This is a genomic window from Marinobacter sp. 1-3A (genome assembly GCF_016597775.1).
In the GTDB taxonomy this organism is placed as follows: Bacteria; Pseudomonadota; Gammaproteobacteria; order Pseudomonadales; family Oleiphilaceae; genus Marinobacter; species Marinobacter xiaoshiensis.
In genome coordinates, this window is the sequence record NZ_VCGZ01000006.1 from 54,565 (window position 1) to 69,716 (window position 15,152).

Consider the following 15,152-nt stretch of genomic DNA (forward strand, 5'->3'; position numbering starts at 1 on the left):
ACAACAGACACACAGAACCTAAACACAGAATCCTGCACGGATTCACACAGTGAGCGCACGGATGGACAACATTCAAATAATGACTCTGGCTGAGAAACTCAGCCTTACAGCGGCCTTTGTATTCTTTATGACAGGGCTACTGACAGGCATCTGGAAATACTGGTGCATGGCCAATAGTCCGAAGGCCGCAGCGCCCCGGTATGTGGACATAGCCCACCGCAGCTCCCTCATGTACAGCTTCGCGGCCATGTTACTGGGTTGGTTTGCCAGCCACAGTGTGTACCCGGATTGGCTGAACACACTGGCCGCCGCGTGCGCATTGGGCTTTTTTGCCTTTGCTATTGGCACCTATATCATCCATGGTTTTCTGCGGGATACCAGTAACCAGCTCCGCAAGCCCCACCGACTGGGAGCCATAAACTTACCGTCCTGGATCGTCCACGGCTTTATGGTGGCATTGATTGTGGCTGAGGTGGGAGGCTCACTGATTTTGGGTAGCGGCGCCATGCTGTCAATCTGGTGATGTGATTCCGATTCGGGAAATTTTGGAGAACCCAAATGGAAAAAAGTGTTGTGATCCGACAGCTCCGAATCGGCAGCCTCAAGACATTGGCCGATACCGCCACCCTCAGCGGTATCTACAAGCAAGAAGTTGGCTCGGCCTACCTCAATACAAACGGCCTGAGCGACGACCACCAAGGTGACAAACACCACCATGGCGGGCCGGAAAAGGCCTTGCATCACTTTGCATCAGAACACTACAACCGGTTACGGCAGTTGCTTCCTGAGCCCGCTTCCGGACATTGCCAACCGGGTGCCTTTGGTGAAAACCTTGTCACCGAAGGGTTTACCGAAACCGATGTCTGTTCCGGCGATGTTTTCAGGATTGGGGAGGCTATTGTTCAGGTATCCCAGCCGCGTCAGCCCTGCTGGCGACTGAATCTGCGCTTTGGCATTCCGGATATGTCCCAGCGACTGCAAAGCAGCCTGAGAACCGGGTGGTATTACCGGGTATTGCAGCCAGGGATCATTCACCGGGGTGACACCCTGACTCTCGACCAACGGCCAAACCCCGAATGGCCTCTGAGCCGGATACTATCGCTGCTGTACGATTCCACACTGGAGCGAACGGCCCTGAAAGACATGGCTGAGCTGAAACAGCTCACTCCTAACCTGCGCGGGCTGGCACAAAAACGGCTGGAAACCGGCAAGGTTGAGGATTGGGAAAGGCGGCTATTTGGGCCGGTGATTAGTGAATAACTTTCTGGCTACTCACTACTCACTAATCGCTATCGTTTGTTCCTGAGCGCCCGCTGCATGCAACTCCCCTATGGGCATTAGCGTCAAACCCAGATCCCGGGCACGACTCTCAAAAGCCGGTGACTCCGCCGGGGCCACAGTAACAAGCAGCCCACCACTGGTTTGAGGGTCACAGAATATCAGGGTGTCTGCATCGGCCATGTCGGCAATTTCCCCGGCAAAGGCTGCAGCATTGCGATAGGTGCCGCCCGGGATACAACCCTCCTCAATGTAGCGCTGTACATTCGGCAGAACCGGTACCGCCTTGCGATTGATACGAGCGCACAGGTTGCTGCCACGGCAAACTTCCAACAAGTGACCGGCAAGCCCGAACCCTGTGACATCGGTCATCGCGCTTACGCCAGCCAGCTCCGCAAATACCTCACCGGCTCTGTTCAGGGTCGCCATGGTTTCAACGGCTGTGGCCAAATCCGCCGGAGTAATCCGCTCCTTCTTCAAGGCGCTGGTCAGAATGCCCACACCCAGGGGCTTGGTGAGGTACAGCAAATCCCCCGCTTTAGCCGTGTTGTTGTGAATGATGGGGTTTGTGGCCACCTGCCCGGCGATTTCCGGTGCCAATATCGCCACTGGCCATCTCAAAATGGCAATGGCCAAAATCGTAGGGATCATCCGCAACGGCTGCAATCTTGCAGCCACAACCCGCCCCGTGGCTGAATTTGGTCAATCTGACGCTCAAATGATCTATCCCTTATCGTTAAAGGCTGGAGGATGGAACCTGGTCCATGCCTGGTTTGCCGTACCAGTACCCATTACAGGGTGGCGCTTCCACCAGCTGTAATGGGTCGGTCGCGGGCATCTCTCCGCGGCGAACCTGATCAAAACGGCGAACAACCTCTTCCATACCCTGGTGTTCCGGGCTCAGACGCACAGTCGCCACACCCATTCGCTCCATGCCCGGCATTTCCCGCATCAGGTCGTAGCGCGAGCCAGACAAGGTGGAGGTCCCGTTCAGGCGAAACAGCTCCTGGGATTCCCGGGAGCGCAACTCCAACCCATCCGGGTGCTGCAGACAGCGAAATTCGCAATTATCTTTAGGCAGATTGTAGTGCCTGGCAGTAAAGCAGCGGGATGACCAGGCCAGAGGCAGAAAGCCCCAGGCAAAGACTTCCGCGGGCAAATCCAGCCCTTCCGCTTTTAGCTCGGCAATCAATTGCTGCAAGGTGTCCTGGCCCAATTCAACGGGCAAGCTCCACCCCTTCAGCCCCTGCTTTGCCAATAGCTTAAGGGTTGCGCTGTTGTAGATGTTCATCGAAGGGCCGGTCACAAACGGCAGATTGTTCTGGGTGGCCAGTTGCAGTGCACTTTGATCGTTTGCCTCGATCAGATAGTCCTGCTGGCTACAAATTTTGCGCAACGCCCGCAGGTCTGCCTCCGATTCGATCAGGGTTTGTGTAGAAAGCACCACTTGCTTACCAGACTCCTTGAGCACACCGGCAATCTCCAGCCAATCAGCCAGCCTCAGCTCGCGGCGGCGGGAACAGACGGTTTCCCCCAGGTACACAGTATCAACCGGCCATTCAGCGGCATTGGCGTAAAAATCAAACACGGACTGCTTGGACCAGAACCAGAGGATCGGGCCCAGAGAAAGTTTCATCATGGGTTGCTCAGCCTTATTTCCATTTGCGGTGGTAGGCGCCGATGGTGGTCAAGCCACCTTCCGACAAACCCGCCAAGGTGCTATTCCAGGCGGGGTCCACATGGAAGTCCCCATTGCCCGAGCCCAGCCTGTCCAGCGCTTGCCGCCAGGTGCTGGCAACATCTGCGATGTAAGAGGGGCTACGTTGGCGCCCTTCAATTTTAACCGCACTGATTCCCAGCTCTTGCAGCTCTGGCAGCAAATCCAGTGTGTTCAGGCTAACCGGCTCCTCAATAGCATGGTAAACGCTGCCCTCCACCTCAAAACGACCTTTGCACAATGTTGGGTAGCCCGCAGATTCGCCTTTGCCATAGCGATCAATCAGCACGTCGTTAAGACGGGATTCCAGACCGTTCGGGGTTTCCTGCCAGCGCACAGCCTTGGCCGGTGAGCAGGCACCACGGGTATTAGGGGATTCGTCGGTAAGGTAGGAGGACAGGTAGCACCGCCCCTCTGCCATGATGCACAAGCTGCCAAAGGCAAACACTTCCAGCTCTACCGGGCTGTGTTTTGCGACACCGCGTACCTGATCTATAGACAGCACGCGAGGCAACACGGCGCGGCGGATATCAAAATTGTCCTTATAGAAGCGCAGGGCCTCGTAACTGGTGGCCGAGCCCTGCACCGAAAGGTGCCGGTGTACCTGCGGGTGTTTGTTGGCGGCATACTCCAACAGCCCCATATCGGCCAGAATAATTGCATCCACACCGAGGGCAGCAGCCCGATCAACGGCAAACTTCCAGGTTTCCCAGCCGTCCGGCTGCGGGTAGGTGTTGATGGCACAGAACACTCTCGCGCCTTTGCTGTGGGCGTACTCAATCCCCTCACCTGCACGCTTGTCGTTAAAGTTGAGTCCTGCAAACTGGCGGGCATTGGTGCTGTCTTTGAACCCCAGGTACACCGCATCGGCGCCGTTATCCACCGCTGCTTTCAGTGCCGGCAGGCTGCCGGCCGGGCATACAAGTTCCATAGACGATCTCCCCCGTAAAAGTTGCACAAACCATACGCGGGGGAACCTTTTCGGGCATTGACCTTTGTCAGCAGAACAGCGGGTACCCGAAATTACCCCTAAGCCTACTCACAAAGTGGTACTCCACGCACCATTACTTATTGCCTGTTATTCCCTTTTGAAACCAAGCCCTTAACATTAAAAAACATAGAGTTACCGGCTTATACCTACCTCCAAAATACCTCGTCCTGCTAATGGTGAGAGCAACTACACTTATCCACAATGGGCACCATTCATGCACAAGGGTGATTCCGATGAAAAGCACCATCAACAACCTTTCCATGCGAGGAAAGCTAACCACGCTTGTGGTGCCAGCCTTGCTGGTAATTATCTACTTTGCGGTTGAAAGCATCACAATGAACGCTAGGCAGTTGAGCGACATGCAGCAGCTGCGCTCGCTGGTTCAGCTCGCGGGTATAGGTGACCCTCTGATTGAGACTCTTCAAAAAGAACGCGGCCGCTCAGTCGTTGTGCTTTCTGCTGGCTCAGACCTAGATGCGGCGCGCCAAGACAAACAGGCGCTAGCTTCCCAGCGCAGGCAAACGGATGACCGTACAACCAACTACCACACGCGCCTTGCCAGCCTCCAAGAGGAAGCCGACTTCGGGCCAGAACTCACCAGCAGTATTCAGGCGGTTTCACAGGAGTTGGCTGGCCTCGACCGGCTTCGCAGCAACGTCGACAAGGGTTCCCTGAACGGCCTGGAAGCAGGAAAGCACTACACACAACTGATTAACGCGCTACTCAACCGGATCCCCCTGATCATTTCACGCTCAACGGACTCGGCACTCACCCGGGACACCAGCGCCTACTATGCGCTGGCAGAGGCCGCTGAGGCGGCAGGCAAAGAACGTGCGGCGGGCGCCGCACTCATAAGTAGCGGCGATTTTGATCTTCCTGCCATTCAGAGAATCGCGGCATTCGAAGGTCACCAGGAAGCGTTTGTGCGAGAAGCCGCCGCCATGCTTATCGGCGAACCCACACTGCTTGCGGCACTGAACAGCCTTCCAGCAACCGAAGAGAGCCGAAATCTGCAGGAGAAACGCGACACCCTGTTCAGCAGCCCTTCAGGTATGTATGCGCTGAACTCTGCTGAGTGGTTCGGTATCACGACTGACCGACTGGGCAATCTGAACCAGTTCCGTAAAACTCTGCTCGACCGTACCTATGCTGCCGCGGAAAAGGGCGCAGCGGACGCCCGGAGCGATCTGTTCATGGCATCAGGAATAGCAGCAGCCTCGATCATTATCGTTTTTGCGCTGATACTGGTGATGGTTCGTATGATTAACGGGCAGATCAACAGCCTGCTCCAGGGCGTAAGATTCGCCATGGACAACAAAGACCTCACTCGGCAGATCCAGAACACCTGCAAAGACGAAATCGGCAACATTGGGCGGGCAATTAACGAACTGTTCGGCAAGTTTGGCAGCGCTCTTCAGCACATCGACAAGGCCAGCGTACAGCTTGCTACAGCAACCGAAGAAACCAGCTCGACCGCCAATCAGAATGCTACTCAAGCAAAAAACCAGCAGGCGCAGATAGAGCAAGTTGCTGCTGCAACCGAGGAAATGTCTGCTACTTCAGAGCAGATTTCCCAAAATACTCTGCAAGTCGCAGATGCTGCAAATAACGTTATGGAACGAAGCCGAACCGGAGAAGAAGTTTTACAGGGCAGTGTAAGGCGCATTCGCTCGCTGGCGAGCTCGGTGAATGACGTGAACACGGTAATCGAACAACTGGAAAGCCGCAGCAGCAGCATTGTGGAGGTTGTGGATGTCATCCGGAAAGTCGCAGATCAGACTAACTTGCTGGCTTTGAACGCCGCCATTGAGGCCGCTCGGGCGGGTGAGCACGGCCGGGGCTTTGCTGTCGTGGCTGATGAAGTTCGTGCCCTGGCCCGCCAGACTCACGATTCCACCACACAGATCGAAGACATTGTTAACGGCTTCAAAGTGATCACTGATAACGCGAGCCTGTCTATCACCACCAGCCACAAGCTGGCCAATGAAACGAGCGAGCAATCCTCAGAACTGGAGCAGACATTTGCCGCTATTCTGGGTGACATCAACAGTATTTCTGACATGGCCACGCAAATAGCCACAGCATCCGAGCAACAGGTGGCTGTAACCCGGGAGTTGGCGGGGAACATGGAGGCGGTCAGTGAGGTAGCCATACTGACCCTTACCGGCTCTCAGGAAATTTCCCATGTGACCGGTGAACAGGCGCGGTTGGCGCGGCAACTGCAGGATCTGGCAAATGATTTCAAAGTGTCCGTGGCCTGAATTGGCCAGGCCATAACAAAAACGGGAGCCCGTAGGCTCCCGTTTCACAAGCTCGATCGTCAGACCATATCGCTCTCAGTCTTGCGCGCCTGTACGGCATCTTTGACAACCGCACTGCAAATCACTGCCAGTACTCCCAGTGTCAGTGCCGGCCAAACCAGAATATAAGTTCCATAGACGAGTTCACTCATGAACGTGCTCCTTGAGGGATCATTGTGGGTTCATTTTCATTTTCATCTGCAGGCGCGTCATAGCTTCCGACGCGCTGCTTGATCAGGTCAAAATCGAATCTTTCCTGGCTGCGCAGAGTCATTAGGGTGCACACGATGGCGCTGGCACCGTAGGCTGTCAGGGACGCTGTAAGAACCATGTAGTCCCGCAGGAAGCCGGTGGCATAAATCAGCAAAATCACGCCGGAAACAGCCCCGACAACCAGGCCCACCGCGCGGCCGAAGAAGCCAAACGCCATAAGCCCGAACACTACCGCGCCGCCAACAGAGGCCAGTATTTCAAAGAAAAGTACGGTCGCACCGGTCATTTCCAGCAATTCAAAGCGTGCGATACAGAACAGAGCCATGGCTACAACAACAGACCATGTGAATGCCGCGTTGGTTACCCTGTCCCAGTAGCAGCTGATAATGACCGGGAATACGATGGCACCCCAAAGCGCACCAACGAACACCAGCATCACCAGAATATCCAGTGAAAAGCTGGCAAAAATCAAACCGGCCACGGTTGCCACAATCATGGTGGAGCGACCAATCAGCAGCATTGTTTTGGGATTAGGATTGTCCCCTGCGATGTTTTTGCCATAAATATCGGCCATCACAATGGTCGACAAGGCTGACAAATCTGAATCGGCGGTGGACGACAAGGCACCAATCACCAACACAAAAAACAGGCCTACAAATACCGGAGGTAAGTAAGTGGACACCATCTGAGGTATCAGGTTGTTCATGTTGCCGTTTACCGGCTCCACCCCGACCGTTAATGCCATCAACCCAATCATGCCAAGGCCGATAACGATGGCCCCATAGCCAAGTGTTGCGGTAACAAAAGTTCGTTTGATGTGTTTTTCCCGCACCGCAAACAAGCGCTGGGAGATGGTCTGGTTACCAATGGCATAGGCAAGCACCGCCACAAAGAAAGGCGCGCCTTGATTCATGATCGCATCGACAGAAAGGAAGTCAGCCTGCTGATTCGTCAGGTTCTTCATGCCATCAACCATTACAGACGGCCCGCCAACAGAAAACAGTACGGCGGGGATGATGACAACTGTAATAGCCATCAACGCGACTAGTTGCGCAAAGTCTGTAAATACAGAGGCCCGGAATCCTGATGTAAGCGTGTAACTGAGCACCCCAACTCCGGCAACGATTACGCCTGTCTGGAAAGACAGGGGCGAAAGCACGGATACCAACGCGCCTGCAGCGGTGAAGTTCACCATCAGGCTGATAATACTGCCCAGAATGTTGGAGCCGGCCAGGATCAACTGGCTGGATGATCCGTGGCGGGCATGGATGAGCTCGCCAAGGGTATGGCCATTCGGCGCCAGCTTGCGGAAACGCCGGCCAAAGGGGTAGATGAACAAAATCATCAAGGCGCCCCAAAGGCCATAATGGATCGGCCCGGATATACCATAGGTATAACCGGAGGTGGCCGCGGCGTAGAAGGAGGCCGCCCATATCCAGGTGGCGGTCATGCTGGACGCGCCCATGCCAAAGCCAACGTTATGCCCCGCCACCATGAAACCGGAGGTATCTTCTTCTTTTTTGCGGATCAGCAGCGTGAGCAGGTAGGTGCCGCCATAAAAGCCGACCAGCAAAATCACGATTGTCAGTATTGAGAACTGAACAAAGCCACTTTCGTTCAAACCAAAACCTCTTTACTACCACAGTGCCATCTGAACAGCGTGCGAACACACATATTCGATTACTTGGGGCACAAGTATTCAGAAAGACCGCAGAGCGCGGAAAATGAAAATTACGGGAACACCAAGGGGTGTCAGCGAACAGCAACGATGCTAATTCGCCAAGGCATGAGGGACGCTAAAGAAAGCGGAAGTGAATATAGAGCCTTGAAGTTTGTTTAGTCGTCATTGCAATTACAACCTCTTCTGCCCTGAACTTATCTGGCGGCGGCTGTTTTTAGACCAAAAAGGAGGGTCACAAAAGAATTACTACAAGCGCAAAGCCTTTAATCCAGAGCGTTTCACCTGAAAGGAAGCACTAGAAGTTACTCGATATACAGGAAAGAGTCCAGTATTTAGAGGTCATAACAATTTTACCGGGGCGCAGAACGGCCCCGGGGTGGTGGAAATCAATAAAATCAGATGATGCGGGAAAACCGCTGGCTCGCGCCCTCTTTGCGGTACAGATCAAAAATCTGGCAGATGGCGCGAATCAACAGACGGCCGGCAGGCTCTACCTGCAAAATCTGACCATTATCGCCAATGAGCTCATCGACAATCATCGGCCTCAGGCGGGCAAGTTCATCCGCAAAATAGCTGTCGAAATCTTCCTGCCACTCAGCAGCAAACTGTTGGCGATCCAGACGGAACTGGCAAATCAGTTGTCCAATCACCCAGCGCCGCAAGCGATCGTCACGGCTCAGGTTCACGCCCTTGGTAATGGCCAGTTGACCGGCATCTATGGACGCTTCCCAGGCAGGCAGATCGTGGTTGTTCTGGAAGTAGGCATCGTCTGTCTGACCGATGGCCGACACTCCCAAAGAAACCAGATCGCAGTCCGAGTGGGTGGTGTAACCCTGGAAGTTCCTGTGCAACCGGCCGGCACGCTGGGCCACCGCCAGGCTGTCGTCCGGTTTGGCAAAGTGGTCCATGCCGATGTATTCATAACCCGCCTCAAGCAGCCGGTTGATGGTGTTATGCAGAATGGTCAATTTTTGCTGCGGGGATGGCAACGTGTCGTTTTTAATGCGCGTTTGCGGATAAAAACGATCTGGCAGATGCGCGTAACTGAACACAGACAGCCTGTCTGGCGACATTTCGAGCACCGCTTCCAGGGTTTCTGAAAAGCTTTCCGGAGTCTGGTGAGGCAAACCGTAGATCAGATCCAGGTTAATGGAACCGAAGCCAAGGCGCCGGGCTTCCTTCAACACCGCCTCGGTCATTTCCCGGGGCTGTATGCGATTAACCGCCTTCTGAACCTCCGGATTGACATCCTGAACCCCGAGACTGATTCGGTTAAAGCCAAGCTCCCAAAGGGTTGGCAGGGTGTCCTGATCCACCTCACGCGGGTCAATTTCCACACTGTAATCGTGCTCGGCACCGCTTTGCAGATTGAATAGCTCTGCGTACCCACCCATCAGTTCCTGCATCACATCCCTGGGTAAAAATGTGGGTGTTCCACCACCCCAGTGCAGCTGCTTTACCGGGCGATCCGCACCAAACAGCTTCGACTGCATCGCCGCTTCTTTAAGAACACGCTCAACATAGGGCATGGCCTTGTCACGCTTCTTGGTAATCACCTTGTTGCAGGCGCAGTAGTAACAAAGGTGCGCACAAAATGGCAGGTGCGTGTACAGCGACAGCGGTCGGTTGCTGGCCTTGCTGCGCGCGGCCGCTTCCACCATCTGCTCAACCGGGTAATTCTGATCAAACTCCACAGCCGTCGGATACGATGTATAGCGCGGACCACTGAGATCGTAACGCTTGATCAGCGCATCATCCCACATGAATTCCGGAAGGGTGGATTCAGCAGTTTTCGGTGCGGGTCTGGAAGTCATAATAAAAGCTCTGAGCCTGTGATGTGTGGTGCCAGCCGGAGAGCGACGCATTCTAGGCGAGGCAGGCTGAGCGCATCTTGATGCGAGTCATTTCGACGACTGTTGGTCGACCGTAGACTGGATTTTAACAGCTTGGCACCTGAACCACCCTTGTGCCTAGTGCGTATTCTGGCTACCTACTATGGGTTAACAGTCCCAGCGACTTTCAGGGAAAACAAGCCAAAAACCGGAGCGCATAACCTCATGGCCAACCTCATTCTGATTCTTGGTGATCAGCTGGCAAACGATATCAGCGCCCTTGAAGGGGCTGATCCGAACCGCGACACCCTTGTGATGGCAGAGGTTCACGAAGAGGCCAGTTACACCAATCACCACAAGAAGAAACTGGTTCTGCTGTTCAGTGCCATGCGCCATTTCGCAAAGCGGCTGGAGCAAGACGGCTGGCAGATTCATTACCAGCACTATCATCCGGACAACCAACATCAAAGCCTTGAAGGTGTTGTGTCTTCCCTGCTTGAAGATTTGCGCCCGGACAAGATAATCACAACCGAATGCGGCGAATGGCGCTTGCATGAGCAGATCAGCCAGTGGCAGGAGCGCCTCGGCGTGCCGGTGGAGATCCGCGCCGACACACGTTTTATTGCCAGCAAACACGAGTTCGCAGACTGGACCGAAGGCCGCAAACAGTTACGCATGGAGTTCTTTTACCGGGAAATGCGCCGCAAGACCGGGCTGTTGATGAATCCAGACGGCAAACCGGAAGGCGGCAACTGGAACTTCGATGCCGACAACCGGCGCAAATGGACCGGCAAACCACCCGCGCCCGCGCCCTTCAGAATAGAGCCGGATGCCATAACCCGGGAGGTAATTGATCTGGTGGAGCAGCACTTCCCCGACCACTTTGGAGTCACCGAGGGTTTTCACTTTGCGGTCACGCCAGAGGATGCGCAGGAAGCCCTGAATTACTTTATCGAGTTCGCCCTGCCCTGCTTTGGCGATTACCAGGATGCCATGTCTGACACCGAGGACTGGTTATTCCACTCGATTCTCTCGCCCTACATCAACTGCGGTCTGCTCGATCCTCTTGCTGTATGCGAAGCCGCCGCAAGAGCCTGGTACGCCGGGCAAGCACCAATCAATGCAGTAGAGGGCTTTATCCGCCAGATTCTTGGCTGGCGCGAGTTCGTTCGGGGAATCTATTGGCTGCACATGCCCGGCTACGCGCAGGAAAACCGCCTTGGTAACACCCGCGCCCTGCCCTGGTTTTACTGGACCGGCGAGACAAAAATGCGCTGCATGCACAAGACCATAGATGCAACCCGACGCAACGCCTACGCCCATCACATCCAGAGACTGATGGTGACCGGCAACTTCGCACTGCTGGCAGGCATAACGCCGGATGAAATTTGCGACTGGTATCTGGCCGTCTATGCGGATGCGTATGACTGGGTAGAACTGCCCAACGTGCTGGGCATGGTGATGCATGCCGACGGTGGCTACCTTGGCTCAAAACCCTACGCCGCCAGCGGCAAGTACATTCAACGCATGTCTGACCACTGTGCCAATTGCCACTACAAGGTCAGTAAAAGCACCGAGCCCGACGCCTGCCCATTCAATTCCCTGTATTGGCATTTCATCGATCGGCACCGGGCGGATTTCGAGGGTAATCCGCGTATGGGCATGATGTACCGCAATTGGGATAAACAGAAACCGGAAAAGCGAGAAGCCCTGCTCAAACGGGCCGATTACCTGCTAAAGCACATTGAAGAGCTTTAAGCCGAGGCATCAAGGCGGCCCAACTTCGCACGCCAAAACCAGCGCCCAGAACTCCGAGAAATCATTTACCACCACATCCGGCTTGTCCGGGTGCTTGTGGGTACCCGGGAATATGCGGTTCAGCCAAGGCAAATCCCACTGGGCGCCGTTGAAAAATACGGAAGTCATGCCCGCACGTTTGGCGGCAATCACATCGGTGGTGCTGTCACCCACGTACCAGACGCTGGGGTCGGGCGGGTAATCCAGCTTTTGCACCGCCAGCAAGAGCTGATCCGGGTGGGGTTTGCGCAGGGGCGTGTCATCGCCGCAAACGTCCACATCAAACAGCTCCACCCAGCCGGTATCCTCAACAGCCGCCAGTTCGTGCTCGAAAAACTCCCGGTCCCGATTGGTAATCACGCCCACCTGAATGTTCAGGCGGCGCAAACCTTCCAGCACTGCCCGCACTTTAGCCTCAAAGGCTTTTACGGTGCCGTAGTGATTGCGGTAATGGTGATTGAACGCCTTGTGAGCGATCTGCTTTGCTTCCTGATCGTCACCGAAGAGCACTTCAAAAATATCCGTACGGGAGATCTTGCGGTCGGCCTTTACCTTGGGGTGAAGTTTGGCAAACTCGCGCACATAGGCCACCAATCGCGCATCTTCTGGTGTTTTACTGTCTTCAGGGGCGACCATGCGCTCCATCAACCCGAGCTTGTGAAAATCCGGGAACATGTCATCCACTGCGTGGTACATGGCATCGAGGGTGTCCACTAGAGTGGCATGCCAATCAAAAAGGATCACTTCGGGCCGTATAAGCTTGACCACTGCGGGGTGCCAGTCTGGTTCTATGCGGGGTTCCGGGCGCTCCGGTGGCGGGAAGGGAGCCGGCCGCACTTCTGCTGGCAGTTGCAGGAATTGCTCAGGTTCATCCCGCTCAATCAGCGCCAGCAGATCCATCAATTCTTCAAAACTGTCCAGAACCGCCACGGGCTCGTCCCGGCGGGTAAACCAGCTTCGAATACGGTTCGCCTCCCATTGGGCACCGTTATAAAAAACGCCGGAAATCCCGGCACGGTGTGCAGTCAGCATATCCACGTAGCTATCGCCCACATACCAGGCACACCCGTTTGCCGGGAGGTTCATTTTTTCCAGTATAGAGTGAATCACCTGGGGGTCAGGTTTGTATTCCGTAACATCGTCAGCACACACTGCCACCTCAAACAGATCCTGCCAACGCCCCTCGTCAACGGTTTTCAGCTCCTTATCGAAAAACTCCCGGTTTCTGTTGGTGGCCACGGCCAAACGGATGCCCATGGCTTTCAGCGCTGACAGGTATTCGTAAGCACCCGGCTGAAACGGCCGAACCTGCCCGAAATAGCGCCGATAGGCCTGATTGTAGGCCTGATGGGCTATCAGTTTGGCCGCTGTATTGTCGCCAAAAATCGCATTGAAAATATCCGTTCTCGATACGCGCCGCTCAGCCAGAATACGCGGGTGCAAACGCCGGAATATGCGAATGTATCGCACCAATCTGGCATCGTCATCGGTGCGGCACTCTTCTTCCGGTAACAGCTGATCCACCAGTCCAAGCTCTTCCAACTGCGGCAGCATGTCTTCCATAGCGCTGAACATGGCATCGTGGGTGTCTACCAGAGTCCCATGCCAGTCAAAGATCAGTACCGAGGGTGCTGCCACATGTTCACTCAAGCGATCCATAAACAATCCTTCAGCTATTCAGAATCCTGTGATTGCCGCCGATCAGTTAACGCCATATTGACCAAATATACAAAAGCCGTTCCAATGTGGCTTGACCCTGTATTAGCTACAGGGTTTTTACTGACACAAATCCACTTCATTGGTTCAGAGCCCGCTTATGCACAATCATAGCCATAGTCACGGTCACAGCCATGCAGACCACTTTGACACCCACAACCGGGCGTTTGCCATAGCGGTCGTTCTCAACCTCGGGTTCGTGATCATTGAAGCCGTTTACGGTGTGCTGTCGGGCTCTCTGGCTCTGCTCGCCGATGCAGGTCATAACCTGAGTGACGTTCTGGGGCTGGTTATGGCCTGGGTTGCCAGCTGGCTGGCCAGCCGCAAAGCCACAGACCGCAATACTTATGGCCTCAAGAAAACCACCATTCTGGCGGCGCTGTTCAATGCCCTGTTTCTGATTGCCGCCGTTGGTGGCATCGCCTGGGAAGCCATTCGCCGGTTCAACGAGCCCGCCGAACTGGCAGGCCTAACCATCATTATTGTGGCCAGCATCGGCGTGCTGATTAACGGCGTGACCATGCTGCTGTTTCTCAAGGGCCAGGAAGGCGACCTGAACATTCGGGGTGCATTCCTGCACATGGCAGCGGATACGCTGGTGTCGGTAGGCGTAGTGATTGCCGGGGTAGTTATTCTGTTCACCGATGTGCGCTGGATTGATCCCGTTGTCAGCCTGGTTATTGCTGTTGTGATTTTTATCGGCACCTGGCGGTTACTGAAAGACTCTGTGAGCCTTGCAGTAGACGCAGTACCCAAGAGTATCAATCCGGCTGAGGTACTTGAGAAGCTGCAGGCTCTGCCCGGCGTGGAATCAGCCCATCACCTGCATATCTGGGCACTCAGCACCACCGAAAACGCGCTGACCGTGCACCTGATAAAGCCCGATTCCGCAGATGACGATCAGGTGATCGAACAGGCTACTCACATGCTGAATCACAACTTCAATATTCAGCATGTGACCATTCAATGGGAGCGCGCGGTTACCGGCTGCCCGAACACTTCGGGATGCCGGTAACAGGCACAGCCTCGGACCAAAGATTAACGGCGAACAGGGCAAACAAACTCAACTGCAATCAGGGGAGCGTAAACAGTATGAAAATCGGTGAGATATCCAAGTACTCATCTGTTGCCGTGGAAACCATCCGGTACTACGAGAAAATCGGCCTGTTGCCGAAACCCGAGCGGGACCCTAGTGGCTATCGCGCCTATCGAACAGCCCATCTGGATCGCCTTTTATTTATCAAGCGCTGCCGCAATCTTGATATGGCCCAGGACGAAATACGCGAGTTGATCCGGCTTTCTGAAAACCCCGAAGCAGACTGCCAGCAAGTGGATGACCTACTCGCCAGCCATCTCAGCCATGTGCGCGAGCGCCTGCAAGAACTCACAAACCTCGAAAAAACACTACAACAACTACAAAGAGCCTGCTCTGATGCCGGCACAGTTCAGGAGTGCGGAATTATGGGCGGACTCAGCAATGCAGATATGGAAGCCCCAAACAAAGAGCATGGCGGCCATGAAAACCATGTGCCCGGCACTCACCGGCCAGGTAAAAACTAAAATCTCACAAATCCTTGGCTGAAGGGGTTGACCTTTTAGTAGCTACAGGGTTTTCAATACAAGCCTA

Annotated in this window: 12 protein-coding genes and 1 pseudogene; 6 read left to right on the forward strand and 7 right to left on the reverse strand. The window is 54.7% G+C overall.

Going from position 1 to position 15,152, the window contains the following annotated elements:
* Positions 1–61: 61 nt before the first annotated feature.
* Complete coding sequence (locus tag FE848_RS10885) at positions 62–523, forward strand: hypothetical protein (protein WP_227715298.1); 462 nt, start codon at positions 62–64, stop codon at positions 521–523.
* 35 nt (positions 524–558) lie between these two features.
* Complete coding sequence (locus FE848_RS10890) at positions 559–1,260, forward strand: MOSC domain-containing protein (RefSeq protein WP_200202840.1); 702 nt, start codon at positions 559–561, stop codon at positions 1,258–1,260.
* Positions 1,261–1,275: 15 nt separating this feature from the next.
* On the opposite strand, the pseudogene selD reads toward FE848_RS10890, so the two are convergent.
* The 3 genes and pseudogenes from selD to ubiU form a co-directional block, all read right to left on the reverse strand.
* A pseudogene (gene selD / locus FE848_RS10895) lies at positions 1,276–1,996 on the reverse strand (selenide, water dikinase SelD).
* An 18-nt stretch (positions 1,997–2,014) separates the two neighbouring features.
* Positions 2,015–2,917 carry a U32 family peptidase gene (locus FE848_RS10900; RefSeq protein ID WP_200202841.1) on the reverse strand — a complete coding sequence of 301 codons (903 nt, stop codon included), beginning with the start codon at positions 2,915–2,917 and terminating at the stop codon, positions 2,015–2,017.
* 13 nt (positions 2,918–2,930) lie between these two features.
* Positions 2,931–3,926, reverse strand: coding sequence for a ubiquinone anaerobic biosynthesis protein UbiU (gene ubiU, locus FE848_RS10905; RefSeq protein WP_200202842.1), 996 nt, complete (start codon positions 3,924–3,926; stop codon positions 2,931–2,933).
* Positions 3,927–4,219: 293 nt separating this feature from the next.
* On the opposite strand from ubiU, the gene FE848_RS10910 reads away from it, so the two are divergent.
* Positions 4,220–6,247, forward strand: a complete 2,028-nt coding sequence (locus FE848_RS10910; protein ID WP_227715299.1) for a methyl-accepting chemotaxis protein — start codon at positions 4,220–4,222, stop codon at positions 6,245–6,247.
* Positions 6,248–6,306: 59 nt separating this feature from the next.
* On the opposite strand, the gene FE848_RS18720 is transcribed toward FE848_RS10910, so the two are convergent.
* The 3 genes from FE848_RS18720 to hemN all read right to left on the reverse strand — a co-directional run bounded on the left by FE848_RS18720 (position 6,307) and on the right by hemN (position 9,994).
* Positions 6,307–6,438, reverse strand: a complete 132-nt coding sequence (locus FE848_RS18720) for a putative transporter small subunit (protein ID WP_227715300.1) — start codon at positions 6,436–6,438, stop codon at positions 6,307–6,309.
* The gene (locus FE848_RS10915) at positions 6,435–8,120 is read right to left on the reverse strand and encodes a sodium:solute symporter family protein (RefSeq protein WP_200202843.1); all 1,686 of its coding nucleotides are present in this window, start codon (positions 8,118–8,120) and stop codon (positions 6,435–6,437) included. The genes FE848_RS18720 and FE848_RS10915 overlap by 4 nt, the downstream gene beginning before the upstream one ends.
* Positions 8,121–8,575: 455 nt before the next feature.
* Positions 8,576–9,994, reverse strand: a complete 1,419-nt coding sequence (gene hemN / locus FE848_RS10920; RefSeq protein WP_200202844.1) for an oxygen-independent coproporphyrinogen III oxidase — start codon at positions 9,992–9,994, stop codon at positions 8,576–8,578.
* A gap of 243 nt (positions 9,995–10,237) precedes the next feature.
* On the opposite strand from hemN, the gene FE848_RS10925 reads away from it, so the two are divergent.
* Positions 10,238–11,770, forward strand: coding sequence for a cryptochrome/photolyase family protein (locus tag FE848_RS10925; RefSeq protein ID WP_200202845.1), 1,533 nt, complete (start codon positions 10,238–10,240; stop codon positions 11,768–11,770).
* Between the two features lie 9 nt (positions 11,771–11,779).
* Here the strand turns inward: FE848_RS10925 and FE848_RS10930 are convergent, their stop codons facing one another.
* Positions 11,780–13,468, reverse strand: a complete 1,689-nt coding sequence (locus FE848_RS10930; protein WP_200202846.1) for an HAD family hydrolase — start codon at positions 13,466–13,468, stop codon at positions 11,780–11,782.
* Positions 13,469–13,625: 157 nt separating this feature from the next.
* Between FE848_RS10930 and FE848_RS10935 the strand changes: the two genes are divergently transcribed.
* Together FE848_RS10935 and cadR are read left to right on the forward strand one after the other, a co-directional pair.
* Complete coding sequence (locus tag FE848_RS10935) at positions 13,626–14,540, forward strand: cation diffusion facilitator family transporter (protein ID WP_200202847.1); 915 nt, start codon at positions 13,626–13,628, stop codon at positions 14,538–14,540.
* A 77-nt stretch (positions 14,541–14,617) separates the two neighbouring features.
* Positions 14,618–15,085, forward strand: coding sequence for a Cd(II)/Pb(II)-responsive transcriptional regulator (gene cadR, locus FE848_RS10940; RefSeq protein ID WP_200202848.1), 468 nt, complete (start codon positions 14,618–14,620; stop codon positions 15,083–15,085).
* The last annotated feature ends 67 nt before the right edge of the window (positions 15,086–15,152 follow it).